This is a genomic window from Paenibacillus sp. JJ-100 (genome assembly GCF_948329825.1).
Taxonomy (GTDB): Bacteria; Bacillota; Bacilli; order Paenibacillales; family Paenibacillaceae; genus Paenibacillus.
Map to the genome: position 1 here is coordinate 509,594 of NZ_CAOJCM010000001.1, position 16,893 is coordinate 526,486.

Annotated in this window: 12 protein-coding genes; 9 read left to right on the forward strand and 3 right to left on the reverse strand. The window is 45.7% G+C overall.

Annotated features, from left to right (window positions below; all coding sequences use genetic code 11):
• The first annotated feature begins 5 nt into the window (after positions 1-5).
• Positions 6-4,403, forward strand: coding sequence for an alpha/beta hydrolase-fold protein (locus PQG66_RS02660; protein ID WP_272034796.1), 4,398 nt, complete (start codon positions 6-8; stop codon positions 4,401-4,403).
• A gap of 225 nt (positions 4,404-4,628) precedes the next feature.
• The gene (locus PQG66_RS02665; protein ID WP_272034798.1) at positions 4,629-5,663 is read left to right on the forward strand and encodes a LacI family DNA-binding transcriptional regulator; all 1,035 of its coding nucleotides are present in this window, start codon (positions 4,629-4,631) and stop codon (positions 5,661-5,663) included.
• Here PQG66_RS02665 and PQG66_RS02670 read toward each other — a convergent pair.
• Positions 5,649-6,794 carry an FAD-dependent monooxygenase gene (locus tag PQG66_RS02670; RefSeq protein ID WP_272034799.1) on the reverse strand — a complete coding sequence of 382 codons (1,146 nt, stop codon included), beginning with the start codon at positions 6,792-6,794 and terminating at the stop codon, positions 5,649-5,651. The two genes, PQG66_RS02665 and PQG66_RS02670, sit on opposite strands and share 15 nt — an antisense overlap.
• A 289-nt stretch (positions 6,795-7,083) precedes the next feature.
• On the opposite strand from PQG66_RS02670, the gene PQG66_RS02675 reads away from it, so the two are divergent.
• Positions 7,084-7,566, forward strand: coding sequence for a MarR family winged helix-turn-helix transcriptional regulator (locus PQG66_RS02675; RefSeq protein WP_272034801.1), 483 nt, complete (start codon positions 7,084-7,086; stop codon positions 7,564-7,566).
• A gap of 95 nt (positions 7,567-7,661) precedes the next feature.
• On the opposite strand, the gene PQG66_RS02680 is transcribed toward PQG66_RS02675, so the two are convergent.
• The gene (locus tag PQG66_RS02680; protein ID WP_272034803.1) at positions 7,662-7,961 is read right to left on the reverse strand and encodes a hypothetical protein; all 300 of its coding nucleotides are present in this window, start codon (positions 7,959-7,961) and stop codon (positions 7,662-7,664) included.
• A 203-nt stretch (positions 7,962-8,164) separates the two neighbouring features.
• Between PQG66_RS02680 and PQG66_RS02685 the strand changes: the two genes are divergently transcribed.
• Complete coding sequence (locus PQG66_RS02685) at positions 8,165-8,944, forward strand: polysaccharide deacetylase family protein (RefSeq protein ID WP_272034805.1); 780 nt, start codon at positions 8,165-8,167, stop codon at positions 8,942-8,944.
• A 365-nt stretch (positions 8,945-9,309) separates the two neighbouring features.
• Positions 9,310-9,507, forward strand: a complete 198-nt coding sequence (locus tag PQG66_RS02690) for a YwbE family protein (RefSeq protein ID WP_272034807.1) — start codon at positions 9,310-9,312, stop codon at positions 9,505-9,507.
• Here the strand turns inward: PQG66_RS02690 and PQG66_RS02695 are convergent.
• Entirely contained in the window at positions 9,504-10,913 is a 1,410-nt protein-coding gene (locus PQG66_RS02695; protein ID WP_272036426.1) for a hypothetical protein, read from the reverse strand. The genes PQG66_RS02690 and PQG66_RS02695 overlap by 4 nt on opposite strands.
• Before the next feature lie 378 nt (positions 10,914-11,291).
• Here PQG66_RS02695 and PQG66_RS02700 point away from each other — a divergent pair, with 378 nt between their 5' ends.
• The 4 genes from PQG66_RS02700 (at position 11,292) to PQG66_RS02715 (ending at position 16,766) form a co-directional block, all read left to right on the forward strand.
• Positions 11,292-13,085 carry a sensor histidine kinase gene (locus PQG66_RS02700; protein WP_272034809.1) on the forward strand — a complete coding sequence of 598 codons (1,794 nt, stop codon included), beginning with the start codon at positions 11,292-11,294 and terminating at the stop codon, positions 13,083-13,085.
• Entirely contained in the window at positions 13,060-14,673 is a 1,614-nt protein-coding gene (locus PQG66_RS02705; protein WP_272034812.1) for a response regulator transcription factor, read from the forward strand. The genes PQG66_RS02700 and PQG66_RS02705 overlap by 26 nt, the downstream gene beginning before the upstream one ends.
• Positions 14,674-14,853: 180 nt before the next feature.
• Positions 14,854-15,840, forward strand: a complete 987-nt coding sequence (locus PQG66_RS02710) for an ABC transporter permease (RefSeq protein ID WP_272034814.1) — start codon at positions 14,854-14,856, stop codon at positions 15,838-15,840.
• 17 nt (positions 15,841-15,857) lie between these two features.
• Positions 15,858-16,766 (forward strand): carbohydrate ABC transporter permease, encoded by a 909-nt coding sequence (locus PQG66_RS02715; RefSeq protein ID WP_272034816.1) that lies wholly within the window; start codon positions 15,858-15,860, stop codon positions 16,764-16,766.
• Positions 16,767-16,893: the final 127 nt, after the last annotated feature.

The following is a 16,893-nucleotide window of genomic DNA, read 5'->3' on the forward strand; positions in this document are numbered from 1 at the left end:
ATTTCGTGAAAAAGTCTAGATCCACTAGAAAAGTGGCAACAAAAACGATCCCAATTGCTGCATTATCAGCCGTATTGGTGTTGACGTCAGCACCGGGCCTCATTCTGGCAGACTCTCCTAATGTTGTTCAGGAGCAGAATTCTAGCGAAGTGCGAAGTACATTAGACACACAAAACTCCAGATTCTACACATCCACATATACGTCCGCAAGTATGGATCAGAAAGAGATGAGCTATCGGGTGTACCTTCCTGAAGGATATTATGACAGCACAAGAAAGTATCCGGTCGTGTATCTACTTCATGGGGAGAACCAAACTAGTGAAACCTTTGAGAAGAGCAGGATTGCAGGCCAACTTGATCAATGGATCAAAGAGGGCAAGCTGCAGAAGATGATCGTAATTATGCCGGACACAAGAAGTGAGGGCGACGTCTCTCAAAAGGCAGAGGGTGATCATGACCGATTAGAACATATGATCGTTAATGACCTGGTTCCCTTTGTTGACGGGAAGTACCGGACGATAAACCAACCACAGTACAGAGCAATCACCGGTATTTCTATGGGTGGGTTCGAATCATTTGTCATTGGGCTGAATCACCCTGAAACTTTCAGCTCTATTGGAAGCCATCGTGCACCTCTGGGGTTGACGGTTGCTGGCAAGAATCCGATGACTCTATTAAAAAACAAAACAGAGGAAGAGTTGAAAGCGTATTCGATATATCTGGATGGAGGAGTAGATGACCCGAATACATACGCAGACAACTCCACGAATGATATTCATAATTATCTGCGCTCAACATCGATCTCTCATGGATACCAGATGCGCCCTGACCATCACGAGTCTGACAATTCAATTGTTGACTTGGATCGATCACTCGGTGCATTTAGCTCCAGATTCGGAGAGGGTCTTCTTACTGGAAGCTTTACAGCCACTCCTCAAGCGTTAGGTGTAGACACGGAGACGGTTAGTGTTACTTACGCTACTTATCTAGATCGGACGGCTGCTGAAAGGTTTCAGAATGGAGAAACAGATGTTGATTTCAATCTATCCATAGCTTTAAAAGTTACAGATCCAGAAGGTAACGTCCTGTATAGTGATCGCAAAAATGTTGGGGATATCGTCACTGGTTCAACAGAAGCGAATTTTAGTGACAGTTTCACGATTCCGGTACATCAACTTGGCAATTCTAAAAGCACCACGGTATCTCTGGAAGCTTCTTTGCTTGGCAAGTCCGTATCTTTGGGCTCTAAGCCGCTAATCCGCGTTACCCCAACGGGGACACTACCTGAAGACCTTCAGATTGATCTGCTTGGGGACTGGAAATTCAAAAAGGATTCTCATCCACAACCATCGATTCAGGGCGAATCAGAACAAGTGGACACAAGTGATTGGGCAACGGTGCAGCCAGGCCTGGACTGGTGGACCGATGGATTTGGCGGATATGAAGGATTGAACAATTATTATGGTGCGGCCTGGTATCAGAGAACGTTTTTTGTTCCAGATGATTTTCCAGATGAGGATCTAACCTTGATGGCAGGCAAAATTGATGATGCCGATATGACGTATATTAATGGAGTCAAGGTTGGGGAGACCGGGTTCGTCGATGGGAAGTATCAGTCTTCGTTCTGGGCAGCTTCGCGTGAATATAAGATTCCAAGTAATCTTCTCAAACGCGGGCAAGTGAATACGATCGCCGTATATATGCTGAACGATAATGGTGGCGGCGGATGGTATGCCGGACCAATCGGAATCTATACCAAGGCTGCGATGCAAAAGGCCAAAAATTTGCCTTCGGAAGTCCCTGCTGAGAACATTGTCTCCGCTGTCAAAGAACTAGCGGCCAAACAATATCAGGCAGTGGATCAAAATAATCTGACGTCATATGCCGATACGCTGTCACCTCAATATTTTGAGAAAGGTATCGACAAGCTGAAGCTTCTGGATAAACGCCGTCAGTGGGCGAAAGAGTACAAAACGATTCAAACGAAAATAAGTAACCCTTATGTATTTGCGCTGGATAACCGTTATTTGTACACAGCCGAGGTTACCATTACAGGAACGAAGGCTGATGGCACCGAGACGGTGCTTCAGCAAGGTCCGGTATCCCAATACTACCAGCAGGAGAGTGGTAAACTGCTGGAGATTGGAGACCAGAAGCTGTTCTTCGTGACCGAGTTTTATTCGGAAAGTGCGAAGCGGTTAGTCAAATATAGAGTCTATCTACCGCAAAATTATTTAACACAGCCAGATAAGCGTTATCCGAGTGTCTATCTGCTTCATCAGTTTAACAGCGACAGTGAATCTTATGAGATTGATAAAGTAGATCAGATTTTGGATCGGGAGATCGCTGCTGGCAGATCCAAGGATATGATCGTCGTGATACCAGACTCTTCCGGATTAAGTTGGTGGGTGAATGGTACAGGTCCGGATGGCGTAAAGTGGCAGGATATGGTGGTCAAAGATCTGGTACCCCATGTAGATCAGAAATTCAGAACAATAGATGATGCACGTTACAGAGGAACCTCAGGTGTATCTATGGGGGGCTTCGGCTCATTTGTCATCGGGTTCCAGTACCCGGATCTGTTCTCTTCAGCAGCCAGTCATATGGGCGCACTAAGCTTCACTCAAGCGAATCAGAACCCGGTCAGTATTGTGCAGTCTTACCCTATTGAAGCGCTGAAAAGATACTCTATTTTCTTCGATTCGGGCAATGAGGATGTATACAAATTCGATGTGCCGGTTGCGAACCTTCATAAATACCTGAAAAATAAAGGTGTAGATCACTATGCGGAGATTCGAGATGGCTTGCATGACAGTGCATTTTATACCAAGTCCATTGACTTGTCATTTGCACAGCATAGCAGACACTTCGCAGATGCTGGAGTTGCAGATGGCGTTCTGAACGGCAATCTGGATATTCGAACGGTGGACGGAACGAAAACAGCGGTATACAAGGTGACAGCGAACGAGGGAGTAAGCGCTTATGCCGATCATATTCCGAGTTCACCTTACATCAAGAATCAGACACCAGATTTGCAGATGCCCATTATACTTGAACTGGTTCATTCGACAACGGGTGAGCGAGTTGCTGTCCAACAAGATCTCCTAGCTGCTCGTTCAGGTAACATTTCTAAAGAGGGGACTCTGGTTATCCCGTCACTTGCAAATGGGAAATACAACTTGATCTTGAAAGGTTCTATACTGGACCGTACCTTTACTTTGGCAACCGCAACCTATACGGTTGGAGGTTCAAGTAGTGACGGTTCAGGTAATGCCGGAGGCGGCTCTGGAGGAAATGGGCAATCGAATCCCCCGGTATCAACGCCTACTATTCCGGGAACCGATACATCCACTGGAATTAATGGATCTTTTACAAGTGAACAAGTCGCAACGGCAATACAGGAAGAAACCGATCTGCAGATTCAACTCTCGGGTGGAACTAAACTTACATTGCCTTATCAAGCCTTAAAACAAATTGCATCGGAGCTTGGTGCAAATTATAAATCGTTGAATGTGAAAGAAACATCTGTTTCTTCCACAGAACAAGAATCGAATCTTCGATCCGCTGGGCAGCACAAGGGCGGTCAGTTCAAGCCTGCAGGATCATTTAAGAATCTGGGAATAACTGCGACGCTTGAGGACGGTACTGTTCGTGAACTTGAACCGGTCCTGACGAAGCCAGGAAGTCTGGAACTGCAGACAGACCTTGGAACCGATCCATTGCTAGCTGGAGTGTATTACTGGAACGATAAGGGTGAAGCCGAGTTTATACGCAGTAAGTGGAATGCAGCGACAAGAACTTTCGAAATTCCACTCAGCCGCTGGGGCACTTATGGGGTTATGAATTTTACTAAATTGTTTAGTGATATTGAGCCATCCTCTTGGTATGATCGGGCGGTTGAAGTTATGGTTGCCCAGCATATTGTTACTGGAATTAGTGATACACAGTTTGCACCGAATAAGGCAGTGACGAGAGCAGAATTTGCTGCTCTGCTTGCCCGCATGCTGGATCTCAAGGAAGTATCATCTGTAGGATTTACCGATGTATCCCAAGATCGCTGGTATGCGTCGTACGTTGCGGCTGCTCACCAAGCAGGTATTGTTAATGGGATGTCAGAGAGCACATTTGGACCAGATCGACAAATTACACGTGAGCAGATGGCCGTGATGACTTATAATGCCTTACAGTTGCAACGTTCAGGTGTGAGTGAGGCAGGTAAGGAAGCGTTGAATGATTTTGTGGATGGAAACCGCACAAGTGTGTGGGCACAGTCACAGATGGGTGCCCTGGTGCAACTTGGCCTGATGAATGGTAAAGGAGCCAAATCCATTGCACCTCAGCATACAGCCAGTCGCGCTGAGGCGGTTCAAGTGCTGTATAATTTGATGCAGCTTAAGGACTAATGCTTGTATCGGACCTGTATCGGAGATAAAGCTAACTCAAAACCTCCTGCTCGCGGAATCGTGGGTGGGAGGTTTCTTGCATCGTCTTTTGCACAAGCTCGATTAGGGAGAACAGCAGAAGTGGGCATCCTGACTTACATCTGATACACTGTTTATAGAGTAGCCATTCATCCCTACGATGATGGACAATTGAATGATGATCGGAAGAAAGGGACGTTATGAACTATGGCAACAATTAAAGATATTGCAGGTCAGGCTGGTGTATCTATGGCCACCGTCTCCAGGGTGCTTAATTATGATCCAACACTGTCCGTGTCTGACGAGACACGTAAACGCATACTTGAGATTGCCCAGGAGTTAAACTACCGAACTCCAAGAGAGCGTAATGGAGGCGCTTCAGCGAATGGGGGTTCCAAAGAAACACGGCGAATCGGATTGATGAACTGGTATACGGATCAAGAGGAAATGCTCGATCCTTATTATCTCGCGATACGACTCGGCATTGAGAGGGAATGCTTCAAACATCAATTTGAACTTGTAAAAATGTACAAGCATAGCACGGGGGAAAGTATAGACTGGAATGGAGAACCTCCAGATGGAGTCATTGCGATTGGACGGTTCGAGTCACAGGATCTGGACTGTTTCCCGCTCAATCTGGATGCGGTAGTATTCGTGGATTCTTCACCAGACGATGAACGTTATGATTCGGTTGTTTTTGATATGGGACATGCCGTTCGGGGGGCACTTAATTATTTGCAGGCCCTTGGGCATACCCGGATTGGTTATATCGGAGGTCATAACGATCAGTATAGCAGAACTACACGAGATGAAAGAGAGCTGGCCTTTGGTGAGTGGTGCAAAACGCATGATTTATACGAACCATCGCATGTATTTATGGGTAGCAACTGGTACCCGGAGGATGGTTATCAGATGATGAAAAAGGCACTGGAGTCTTCTTCAAGGCCGACAGCCTTTCTGGTGCAGAATGACTCCATGGCTATTGGTGCTCTTCGTGCGCTTCACGAAGCTGACATCAAGGTTCCTGAGGAGATATCCATTATCGGTTTTAACGATATTGCAATGGCGGAGTTCATTCAGCCTCCACTCACAACGATTAAAGTACATATGGAGTACATGGGGGAGACCGCTGTAGAGCTGATCGCTGAACGACTCCTATCCAAACGAAATATTGCCAAAAAAGTAGTCCTTCCAACGAAGCTTATCGAAAGAGGAAGTTGCTCTATTTTAGATAATAGCTGAGGAATAGGATTCATACCGCTGCTGAAAAGAGGCCTCCATCTCTACTTGCCGCGCTAATTGTTGTTGCACTTTGGGACCTCGAATGGTCTGCAGCTTTTGTAGCACATCAGCGGATCTGAAATCGTCTTGTGCCATCTGTATGAGAAGCTCAGAGAGAACATCGGCATCCTCGAGCGCGGCGTTCAGACCAAAGGCTCCTGTAGGTGTCATCGTATGTGCAGCATCACCAATAAGCACCACGTTATCCTTCGTCCATTGCGAACTGTAGCTGCTCTCTACAGACAGCAGTACAAAGTCACTCCAGTTCTGGATATGTGCGGCGACGGAGTCTGCAAGACAAGGGAAGGCGGATACGAGTTTGCCAACAAACGGAGCAAAGGGCTGCTTACGCAGCTCGGCATATCCTCCCTCGGGGATGTTCCATCCGATCTGAACATAACCACCGTACTGTGAAAAAAGGGCGAGTTGCTGCCCCTCCATACTTGCCATGCGGACAGCTGGCTCCCACCCAGGGGGTGCAGGGATACGTGCCCACAACAGATCATAACCGTGTTTACGAATCTCTGGCGTAAGACTGGCATGTTTACGCACGGCCGAATATCTGCCATCGGCTCCTACAATAACGGATGCTTTAATGGAAGAAGGCACTCCATTTTGCCGCACGTTAATACCAGCGACCTTACCACTTTCGTCCCGAAGGAGACCTGTCATAACTGTGTTAAAACGAACCTGGTGCAGGGGACTCTGAATTTCAGTTTGAGCTGTGATCGCTTCAAGAAGATGATTTTGTGGTACGTGAACGCCTACATCATACTCGCCTTTTTCGGGATTGGGGTCAATTGTGTGTATAATGCGGCCTTCTTCCCAGTATTGAATCTGTTCTAAGGGGAGCAAACCCAGCTCCTGGATAGGCGAATATAGACCGTGTTTTTTTAAAACGGCCAACCCATCTGCGTTTAACAGCTCTCCTCGGAACGATTTATGAAGATGAGGCTGACGCTCTATTAATAATGTGGATATACCTTTCAGGTGAAGTAAATACGACAGCAAAACGCCTCCTGGGCCTGCCCCAACGATACAAACGTCAGCATAATGGGGATCTTCGAATTGAAAAGATTTCATTAAGTTCATATGCATTATTCCCTTGCTGTAAAATAGTGAAACTTGAATGGTAATAATTGTTTACTTTATACCAACAGATTTATTTTAATAATTAAGTAACTAAAAGTAACTATTAATTGATATACGTTATTATAAACAAAGTATCCTATATACACAATAGGCTAGACTGTAATTCTCAATACATATAAGGATTGGTCACATCAATCCTTAGGATACGTCGTTTTTTTTTCCAAACCCAAATGTGTGTAAATATGTTACAATAAAAGGCAGGTTATGATGAAAGGCAGGAGGAACGGATATGAGCCCGAATACGGAGCGAAACTCGCAATTGGCAAACGTCGATCAATTGTTAGAGGCCTTCTTCAGATATAAAAATAAAGTATTGGACCAGCAGCAGAAGTCGGAAAATAACTGCAAGCTGAATCCAACGAAAAGCCATATATTGGGTATGATTCTACGTGAAAAACGTTGCATGGCTGTCGATGTAGCGCGACAACTTAGTCTGTCATCCGGAGCAACTACAATTGTGCTCAATCAGCTGGAAAGTGAGAACTTGATACAGCGGGTTCGCAGCGAGGAGGACCGCAGAATTGTGTGGCTTTCCTTAACGGAAGAAGGTGAGCAATTGGCCAAAACCTTAAACGCTAACCGAGGACGGATGACATGGGAATTGCTACAAGCGCTTACGGAAGAAGAACAGCAGTTAATGCTGGGCATGCTCAAAAAAATAGAAATGAAGCTGCTAGAGAAAATGAAGTCTCTGGAGCAGACCTATCGTTAATGTATGAGATATCCGACAGACGTCAGTCCTCATGTATTCGTCCCTCGTTGCAGGCATGAATCGTGAAGACTGGCGTTTTTGGTGTTTCAGCAGCATCACAGACGAAAACGGGATATATGATCGCTCAGACCTTCCTGCTTCAAGATATCTTTTTGTCTGTTGCCGATTAGATCAAAGTGTGGAAAGGGTTGTCTTCGATGAATGTAACGGGGGTCTAAACCATGTTCACGACACCATTGTTCCAGACGATTCAGATCTGCGCATCCGACTTTGGTGACGCTGGTTATTCCTGGGTACCTGTTATCGATCCAAAAATGAGTAAGATAGGCAATTTCACCGCGATCCACCTGCTCTTTCCACGCTGCAAGTTCCTTTCGAGTAATCCCAAAAGCCATAGTTGAAATGTTCCTTTCTGAAAGAGTATGGTCCTTAACATATTGTACATCTTATATAACATCAATCAAAATGTTTAGGTCTTGTCCATTAAACGCAGTTCAAGCGACAGCTCTGAAGAATGATTAGCTTTATCATTCATGAGTTTGCAGGAATCGGGAAATGCTAACGGAGAGTATACCTATGAATAAAGAGAGGATACGACATGAGTCTGAGAGCTAACCGATTAACCGCAATGTTCTTACTCATTGTGATGATGCTGAGCAGTTTATCAAGTTCAGCGTATGCCAAGCCAGTGCAGAAGAATCGTCAGTATTATGAAGAGCGTGGAGAGATTGTATGGGAAGTTCCCACTCAGAACAAACTGATCGCTCTGACCTTTGATGATGGACCTGATCCTGTTCAGACACCTGAGATTTTGGCTATATTGAAGCAGTATCAAGCGAAGGCAACCTTTTTTGTACTCGGGAAATGGGCAGAGAAGTACCCTAACATCATTAAACAGGAGCAGCTCGAAGGGCATGAAATTGCCAATCATACGTTTGCACATACGTATGCGGTTCGCTCAACGGTTGCAAGTCAGTACATGAAAGACATAGAAGCAGCGGAAGCCTCGATTGTTGAGGCAGGTGTAGAGCGTCCACTCCTGTTCAGACCTCCAGGAGGGTACTATAACGAGATGGTGATTAATGCGGCTAAGCAGAAGGGGTACACTATCATATTATGGTCCTGGCATCAAGATACTCGAGATTGGGCGTTACCTGGCGTATCAGCCATTGTGAGCAAGGTTTTGAAGAATGCACATAATGGTGATATTGTTTTGTTTCATGACAAAATAGTAGGCAAATCCCACACGATCGATGCCCTGCGAAAGATTCTACCTAAGCTGCAGGAGCAAGGATATCAATTCGTGACCGTATCTGAACTGCTTGCTGTGAAAGCTCGTGAAGCAGCTAAAGATGGCATGTCGACCTCATTGCCTTAAGGGAAGCGGTCATATTAAATATGATGGATTGCTCAGCAAACCATTAACAACTGCCAACGAACCACCAACCGTTCATTTTAAAGATAGGTATGCTTATAGGCGATGTTATTAGGCTCATCTATACCGCAGCCCCGAATGGTTCGGGTGCTGCGGTTATTTTGTGTGTTAGAGTTATTTGTTAGATTTATAAGTCGCGTTGCTGTTTATTTAATGATGCTGATTCAGGTGATGCTGTGCAGAAATTTGTGCTGCTCTTTCGTTTTGCAGTTCAAACGTCTACAATAGATGAAGTCCTAAGAGTAGCTCATATTAGTCATTGATAATTTATCTGGTATATTGAAATTCGTCAAAGAGAAGGTGAAGAAATGAATGGACAAAAGAGAGCAGACATCAGGCCGGGTCTGGAGGTCGACATCGTACTGAAGCAGGATCAGTCATCGGGCAAATTGACTCGAGGGTTTGTCAAAGATCTGTTAACCAAGTCTCCGTCACATCCACATGGTATCAAAGTGCGATTGACAAACGGGCAAGTTGGACGAGTGAAACACGTCGTTTCCAATTAGATTAGAAAAATAGCAACAATTGTCGTTACAGCTAATCCAAGCATAACTGGTTTTAGATTGCGGCGCGCCAGTTCGAACGGGTTAACCCCGCAGATTGCTGCCGCCGGAATCAATGCCCAAGGAATCAACGTTCCGCCCCCAACCCAGATGGCCGCGACCTGACCCAGTGCAGTAAGTGTCGGAGCTGATTCTGTTGAGCCTGCAAACATAGCCGCAATAGAACCGACTAGGGAGATTCCTGAGAAACCTGAGCCGTCCATTCCTGTCACTGCTCCTGTGACAGTCATCATAATTGCCCCGACAGTTCCATTCAGAGGCACAAGCCCTGCAAGCGCAACCCCCAGATCATTAACAATTCCGTGTGACCCTTCAGGAAGTGGATTAGCAAATAACTGTGTAATGGCAGAATCCCCAAGATAAAAGAATGCGGCAATCGGAATGACCGGACCGAATACTTTGAATCCGAATTGAAAGCCTTCAATTAAATACTGGGTGGTTTCCTCTGACCCGTTATATCGGTGTGCTACAAGCGAGACTACGATCAGAATACTGACGGCTGTGCCACCGATTAAAGCTGTTGCATCCCCGCCTTGCAAATTCAGTACAAACATCAGGACTACATCAAGTGCGAATAACAGCGTGATGATAAGAGCGAATGCTTTTCTTAGACGTAGAGGCATGGTTTGGACTTGCGACGGCGATGCTTGGTCGGTATGTGATTCAGGTTGCTTCATATACCCAAAATCTTGTTTGAGTCCACGTGTCAACTTCATTTCATTGCATATCATCCAAAAAGCCGTAAGGGTCGATACAGCACCCATGACGAGGACAAGAGGAACACTGGCCGTCATGACCGATGTAACAGGCAGACCCGCTGCATCCGCTGTAAGCTTCGGGGCACCTTGAATAATATAATCACCCGATAGAGCAATCCCGTGTCCGAATAGGTTCATCGCTATAGCGGCTCCAATTGGAGGCAATCCCACCCTTACCGCTACGGGAAGAAGTACTGCACCAACCAATGCTACAGCAGGAGAAGGCCAGAAAAATAATGACACCACCATCATAAAGAGTCCGATGCCCCAATATGCCGCTTGAGGTGTACGAATGAATCGGGTAAGGGGAGCCACCATCACTTCATTAATGCCTGTTCTAATCAGTACACGGCTCATCGCAACGATAATTGAAATAATAAAGATCGTGCTCAACAATTCTTTTGTAGCGTATATAAAACTGTTAAAGACTCCAGCGACAGAGCCACTTAACGTTTCGGTTGCCAGCAGTCCAATGGTCATAATGCCTGCAACACAGATAATCGTTGTATCTCTGCGCCGAATCATAACAGCGATAATCAGGACGATAAACGCTAAATAAACATAATGCAACGGGACGAGTTGAATATTCATCATGATGACAACCTCCTTGCCCCCCTGGTCATTTGCCCTGGGAGTGATATATCCTATGCATGCCAACACCAGGAGTTCGTGGAGGTTGTGAGAAAATAAAGGAATGTCCTATTTTCATAAATGACGATAGAGCAGAGTGTTCGTCTTCAATTCGATTTGTGTATACAGCAGGATTTTTTTTACAACCAGAGAATTATATGAGTGGAACGAAGCAGTCAAAAATCATGGTAGACGTAGATATCAAGTCACAAGAACACACATTTGAGAGTCACCGAATCTGATAGACAACGTTAATCAGAGGTGATTACAATATACATGCCATATTAAGGTAGAAATCAGAAAAGTTCAGATCAGACTGAATATAAAGGACGGTAATCTATGAACTTGATCCGTTCATTGCGCTTTAAATTTATTGTGGGGCTAACGCTAATTATGCTGCCGCTGTTCATGTTGCTATACTACAACAATGTGTATGCCATGAAAGTGGTACGTGATAAGGTATCCCTCACGAATATGAATCATTTGGCCAAGAATGTGGAGCAAAATGAACGCGTATTACAAGAGACCAATCGATATTTATATAGTTTGGGTGAGCGAGATCCCGATATCATCTCCCTGTTCTTCCTCACATACGGAAGTGGAGACTATATTATTGCCAAGCAGCGAATCATGAACAAGTTTATGACCGATATCGGTTTTTACAATCTCATTGATTCGTTCTTTTTATATGATGCGGTGAATGATGATCTGCTTCTGGCGACTGCCGGCAATTATGATATTAAAAAATCGGTGGTGCAGCGCAATATGCCTGCTCAGATGCGGCAGCTGGAGGGTGACATTCAGAGACCGGAATGGAGCATTGTCCGCGGAGGATCGTTCAATGCACTTGTGAAGACGGTGCGGATCAATCAGCAGTTTTATGCCGGGGCACTAGTCGATATGAATGCACTGAATGACTCGCAGCAGTTTACTGGATCAGGAGATCGAGGTGGAGCCGTTATCGTAACACCTGATGGCAGAGCTTTATCTGATTCAACATTAAATACCGGACAGATCAAGCTGGTTGCCAATCATTTGAACGGTTTGGAGAGTCCATATCAGGTCATCTCTGAACCGGGCCGCACAGCTCGTCAGTATCTGATGGTAGGCATTCCCTCGGCCATGTCCGAGATGAGTTATGTTGTGTTATTGCCAGAGGAAGATATGATGCGCAATCTGCCGTTTTTCCAGCAGATCATCAGGCTGCTTCCCATTGGGGCGGCTGTTATTTTGGTTACGGCACTGTTCTTCCTAAGGCAGCTTCTGTTCCGTCCAATGAATGCCTTAATCCGGGGAATGAGGAGAGTCAGCCGCGGGGAATTGGATGTGAAATTGGAAGCGCCATCTTCGTCAGAATTGGAGTTCGTCACACGCAGCTTTAATCAGATGATTCAAGAGATTCAGCATCTGAAGATTGATGTGTATGAGGAGAAACTGCGTACTCGTGAGGCAGAGTTCAAACAGTTGCAGATGCAGATTAATCCTCACTTCTATCTGAACTCCCTGAATATTATCCATAGCCTGGCCTCCTTGCAAAAACATGAACTGGTGCAGCAGATGGCAGGTCATCTTGCTGATTATTTCAGATCGAGCTTACGAGCGGGCAAACGAGTGATCACGCTGAATGAAGAGATGGAGCATATCCGGCATTATCTTGAAATTCAGAAGCTAAGATTCCCGAGCAAGCTGGATTTTGAGCTTGATATCGATACCGATGCGGGGCATTATGTGATGCCGCCACTCACGATCCAGCCTTTTGTAGAAAATGCAATTATCCATGGTTTTCAACGCAGAACGGAGTCATTTGTGATTCATATTACTGCACGATTGGATGCAGGATGGAGAAGTCAGGATAGAGATGGGCTGCTCCAGCTTCAGATCATGGACAACGGTGTGGGGTTCAAACCAGAACTCCTGACGCAGCTGCAACGGGGAGAATATGCCAAAGATCCTGGGGGGCAGCATATTGGAATATGGAACGTTGCTCACAGACTACTGGTGAAGTATGGTCCCGATGCGGGGCTAACGTTTGAAAATGGGTTAGACGGAGGCGCTGCAGTAAGCATTAATCTGCCTGCTCAGACCGAGGAGCAAGAAGGAGGAACTTATGCGGAACCTGTTGATCGTGGATGATGAAGTGTATGCTCTGGAAGCGATGTTGGAGGGAGTTGACTGGAAGGCAGCCGGAATAGATCGGGTGTTCGGAGCGTGTGATGTCGAAGAGGCAAGGCAAGTTATTCGAACTAGTGCCATCGACATCCTGATCTGTGACATCGAGATGCCTGGGGAAACCGGACTTGACTTGCAGAGTTGGGTATTGAAGCATGATCCCGGCATATTAACAATATTTTTAACGGGTCATGCCTTATTTGACTATGCGCAGACTGCCATCAAACTGAACAGTTTCGATTATCTGTTAAAACCTGCTCCCGCAGATCAACTGCTCAAAGTGGTTACACGCGCATTGGAGAGGATCAAAGACGGGGAGCAGCGCACACGGACCAATGAAATTTACGAGAGCGTATACAAACGCTGGAAAACCCATAAACCTCTACTGACGGAACGTTTTTGGAAGGATGCCGTATCCCAGCGTAGTAAGCTTACACCACAGCGGCTGCAGGAACTAGCAGAATTGTACGGAGCCGAGATTGATTCCGAGGTGCGAGTTCTGCCGATCGTGATTTCAGTGGAGGAATGGGTCCGTGAGTTTAATCTGCGCGATGAGGAAGTACTGGAATACGCTCTTCGCAATGCAGCTAGAGAAATAGTGCTGGGCGACAAACCCGGTGAAGTGTTTCAGGATCACAGTGGACTAAACATTGTGCTGGCCTACGAACAAGACGGTAACATTCTTGCTACCAGTGAGGCGGAGCTGCGATGTCAGCGTTATATTCAAGAGTGCGGCACATACTTCTACTGTCGTCTGTCCTGCTATGTAGGTGCGCCGGTAGCCGTAACAGAGCTGCAAGGTATGTTAAATGAACTAATGCAGATGGAGAGACGCAACATTAGGGAATTGGAAGAGGTTTTTGTATATGATGAGCGGGATCGAGGTCATGAAGATCGATTCTTACCTATTCCATGGTTCTCGGAGCTATCCATCCTGTTAGAGACAGGCAAAGTGAACGATCTACGTGAGCGTGTGGACGAGATTTTTGAGTTGCTTGCGGCACAGGAGGGATTGTCTCCGGAGATGCTACAACTATACTATCATGCCATGCTGCACCTCGTTTATCCGCTGTTACACCAGAACAATGTGTCTATTCGGAGCTTATATCCTGGAGAACGGGAGCCGGAAGAAACGATGGTGACAAGGTCATTGCCGCAGTTAAAGCAGTGGACACTGGATCTCATTGATCGTGTTATTCCAGTATTGTATCCGGACGATCAGAACCCGATGTCGATTGTGGATCAGTTATGTATTTACATTGAAAATCATATCGGTGAAGAGTTAATGCGGGAGGAACTCGCTGCTTTTGCCGGATTTAACCCGGCGTATCTGTCACGTTTGTTCCGCAAGGAAAAAGGGATGTCTCTGTCCGAGTTCATCCTTCAGCGCAGAGTGGCCATGGCAAAAACCTTACTGTCCCAATCCACAGTTAAAGTTACAGATATCGCGGGCAAGGTCGGCTACTATAATTATTCTCATTTTACGAAAATGTTCAAAAAATGCACAGGCATCACTCCACAAGAGTTTCGCAAACAATCCAAAACGATGTGATCAGGCGCAGCATGCTGCGCTTTTGTTTATGTTGATTGAAGTGAAAGTCATAATTTGATCATTGAACAGGTCACCACAGCAGATAGTGGACTTGATCTCCCCGCCGTATACTTGAACCACAGGAGGCGCACGGAGCTTCATCCTGAGGAAGAATTCAAGAGGAGTGAGGGAGAACACGTTATGAAGACACAACCCCAAGCGGGTAAGGGCGTACGCATATCGGAGATACCAGAAGGCACGGTTCGAAAACGCAAGTCCGTGTTGTACAATCTGGGCAAGTACAAGGTGTTATACCTGATGTTTCTGCCAGGTATCCTATTTTTGTTGATTAACAACTATATGCCGATGTTTGGCGTTCTGATCGCATTCAAGAATGTAAACTATGCGGATGGAATATGGGGAAGCCCTTGGAGTGGCTGGGACAATTTTAAGTACCTGTTCTCAACCAGCGATGCATGGGAGATTACGCGAAATACCCTTGCCTACAACACCGTATTTATTGCACTTAATTTGTTTGTCGGTGTAGGTCTCGCTATTTTGCTTAATGAAGTCAAAAACAAAGCGATGTCCAAACTGTATCAGTCTCTGATGTTATTGCCCTATTTTCTATCGATGATCGTAGTCAGTTATCTCGTTTTGGCTTTCCTCGGCAAGGACTCGGGGTTCATGAATTCAACCATTCTGCAGATGTTCGGAGGACAGCCGATTGACTGGTACTCTGAACCAAAGTATTGGCCGTACATCTTGCCGCTTGTGAATACGTGGAAAAATATCGGTTATTATGCTGTCATTTATCTTGCGGCAGTAGTGGGCATTGACGAAGAGTATTATGAAGCCGCTGTGCTTGATGGCGCATCCAAGTGGCATCAGATTCGTTTTATTACGATCCCTTTTCTAATTCCACTCATTGTCATTATGACACTGCTTCAGATCGGACGTATCTTCTATGCAGACTTCAGCTTGTTCTATCAAGTTCCGCTGGAATCAGGCGCACTGTTCCCGGTAACCAACGTACTCGATACGTATGTGTATCGGACATTCCTTATTGGCGGTGACATCGGGATGTCCTCTGCAGCAGGTTTGTATCAAGCGATTGTCGGTTTTGTGCTTGTATTGGTATCAAATACCATCGTTCGGCGGATCGACAAAGATAATGCACTATTTTGAGAGGAGGCAAGTCAGTTGTGAAAACACGTGATCCATTAGCGGTATCCAAGCGTTCCGCAGCCGTCATTCATTTCATGTTTCTATTCTATGCCATTGCCTGTATCGTGCCGATCATACTGGTCTTCGCCATCTCTTTCTCAGACGAGACAACGGTTGTAGCGAATGGTTACAAGCTTATTCCTGAGCAATTCAGTCTGAAGGCTTATGAATTCCTGTTTAAAGATATGGATCAAATTATCCACTCGTATGGAATCTCTATCATTGTTACAGTCGTGGGTACGATTACGAGTGTAGCTCTGACCGCACTATATGCTTATCCGCTCTCGCGTAGAGATTTGCCATATCGGGGTTGGTTCGCTTTCTTCATCTTCTTCACCATGTTGTTTAACGGAGGTCTGGTCCCTTGGTATCTGGTTTACGTTAATGTGCTAGATCTGAAAAATTCGATCCTGGCACTTATTCTGCCACTGCTGTTATCTCCGTTCTTTGTGCTTGTCATGCGTACGTTCTTCGCGAACTCCATTCCGGTATCTATTCTGGAATCTGCGCGCATTGATGGAGCAGGTGAATTCAAAACATTTTGGCGAATTGTACTACCGCTCTCTTTACCAGTAATGGCTACCGTGGCACTGTTCAGTACGCTGAATTACTGGAATGACTGGTATCTCAGCATGATTTTCATTTCCGATAACCGGACGATCAGCCTTCAGTACCTTATGTACCGGACGCTGCTCGATATTCAATATCTAACAACCAACTCCAACGTCTCTTCACAGATCTCGTCACAAGGTGGAATTCTGAATTTGCCAAACAAAACGCTGCAAATGGCGATGGCTGTCGTCGGTATAGGTCCAATTGTACTGGCGTATCCATTCTTCCAGCGTTATTTCATCAAAGGACTTACAGTAGGTGCTGTGAAAGGATGACTCTCACCGGTTAGTGGAGTGGCAAGGTTTAACTGAAGATAGACGAAAGGGCATATACAGAAATGCTTTACCGTTTTATTAGGAATTGGGGCAAAACGGTAAAAGGGTCCACTATATGAACAGGAGG

What these genes read in the sequence shown, in the direction of transcription:
- PQG66_RS02665 (WP_272034798.1), top strand. Translation starts at nt 4,629, where the DNA reads ATGGCAACAATTAAAGATATTGCAGGTCAGGCTGGTGTATCTATGGCC.
- PQG66_RS02670 (WP_272034799.1), bottom strand. Translation starts at nt 6,794, where the DNA reads ATGAACTTAATGAAATCTTTTCAATTCGAAGATCCCCATTATGCTGAC.
- PQG66_RS02675 (WP_272034801.1), top strand. Translation starts at nt 7,084, where the DNA reads ATGAGCCCGAATACGGAGCGAAACTCGCAATTGGCAAACGTCGATCAA.
- PQG66_RS02680 (WP_272034803.1), bottom strand. Translation starts at nt 7,961, where the DNA reads ATGGCTTTTGGGATTACTCGAAAGGAACTTGCAGCGTGGAAAGAGCAG.
- PQG66_RS02685 (WP_272034805.1), top strand. Translation starts at nt 8,165, where the DNA reads ATGAGTCTGAGAGCTAACCGATTAACCGCAATGTTCTTACTCATTGTG.
- PQG66_RS02690 (WP_272034807.1), top strand. Translation starts at nt 9,310, where the DNA reads ATGAATGGACAAAAGAGAGCAGACATCAGGCCGGGTCTGGAGGTCGAC.
- PQG66_RS02695 (WP_272036426.1), bottom strand. Translation starts at nt 10,913, where the DNA reads ATGAATATTCAACTCGTCCCGTTGCATTATGTTTATTTAGCGTTTATC.
- PQG66_RS02700 (WP_272034809.1), top strand. Translation starts at nt 11,292, where the DNA reads ATGAACTTGATCCGTTCATTGCGCTTTAAATTTATTGTGGGGCTAACG.
- PQG66_RS02705 (WP_272034812.1), top strand. Translation starts at nt 13,060, where the DNA reads ATGCGGAACCTGTTGATCGTGGATGATGAAGTGTATGCTCTGGAAGCG.
- PQG66_RS02710 (WP_272034814.1), top strand. Translation starts at nt 14,854, where the DNA reads ATGAAGACACAACCCCAAGCGGGTAAGGGCGTACGCATATCGGAGATA.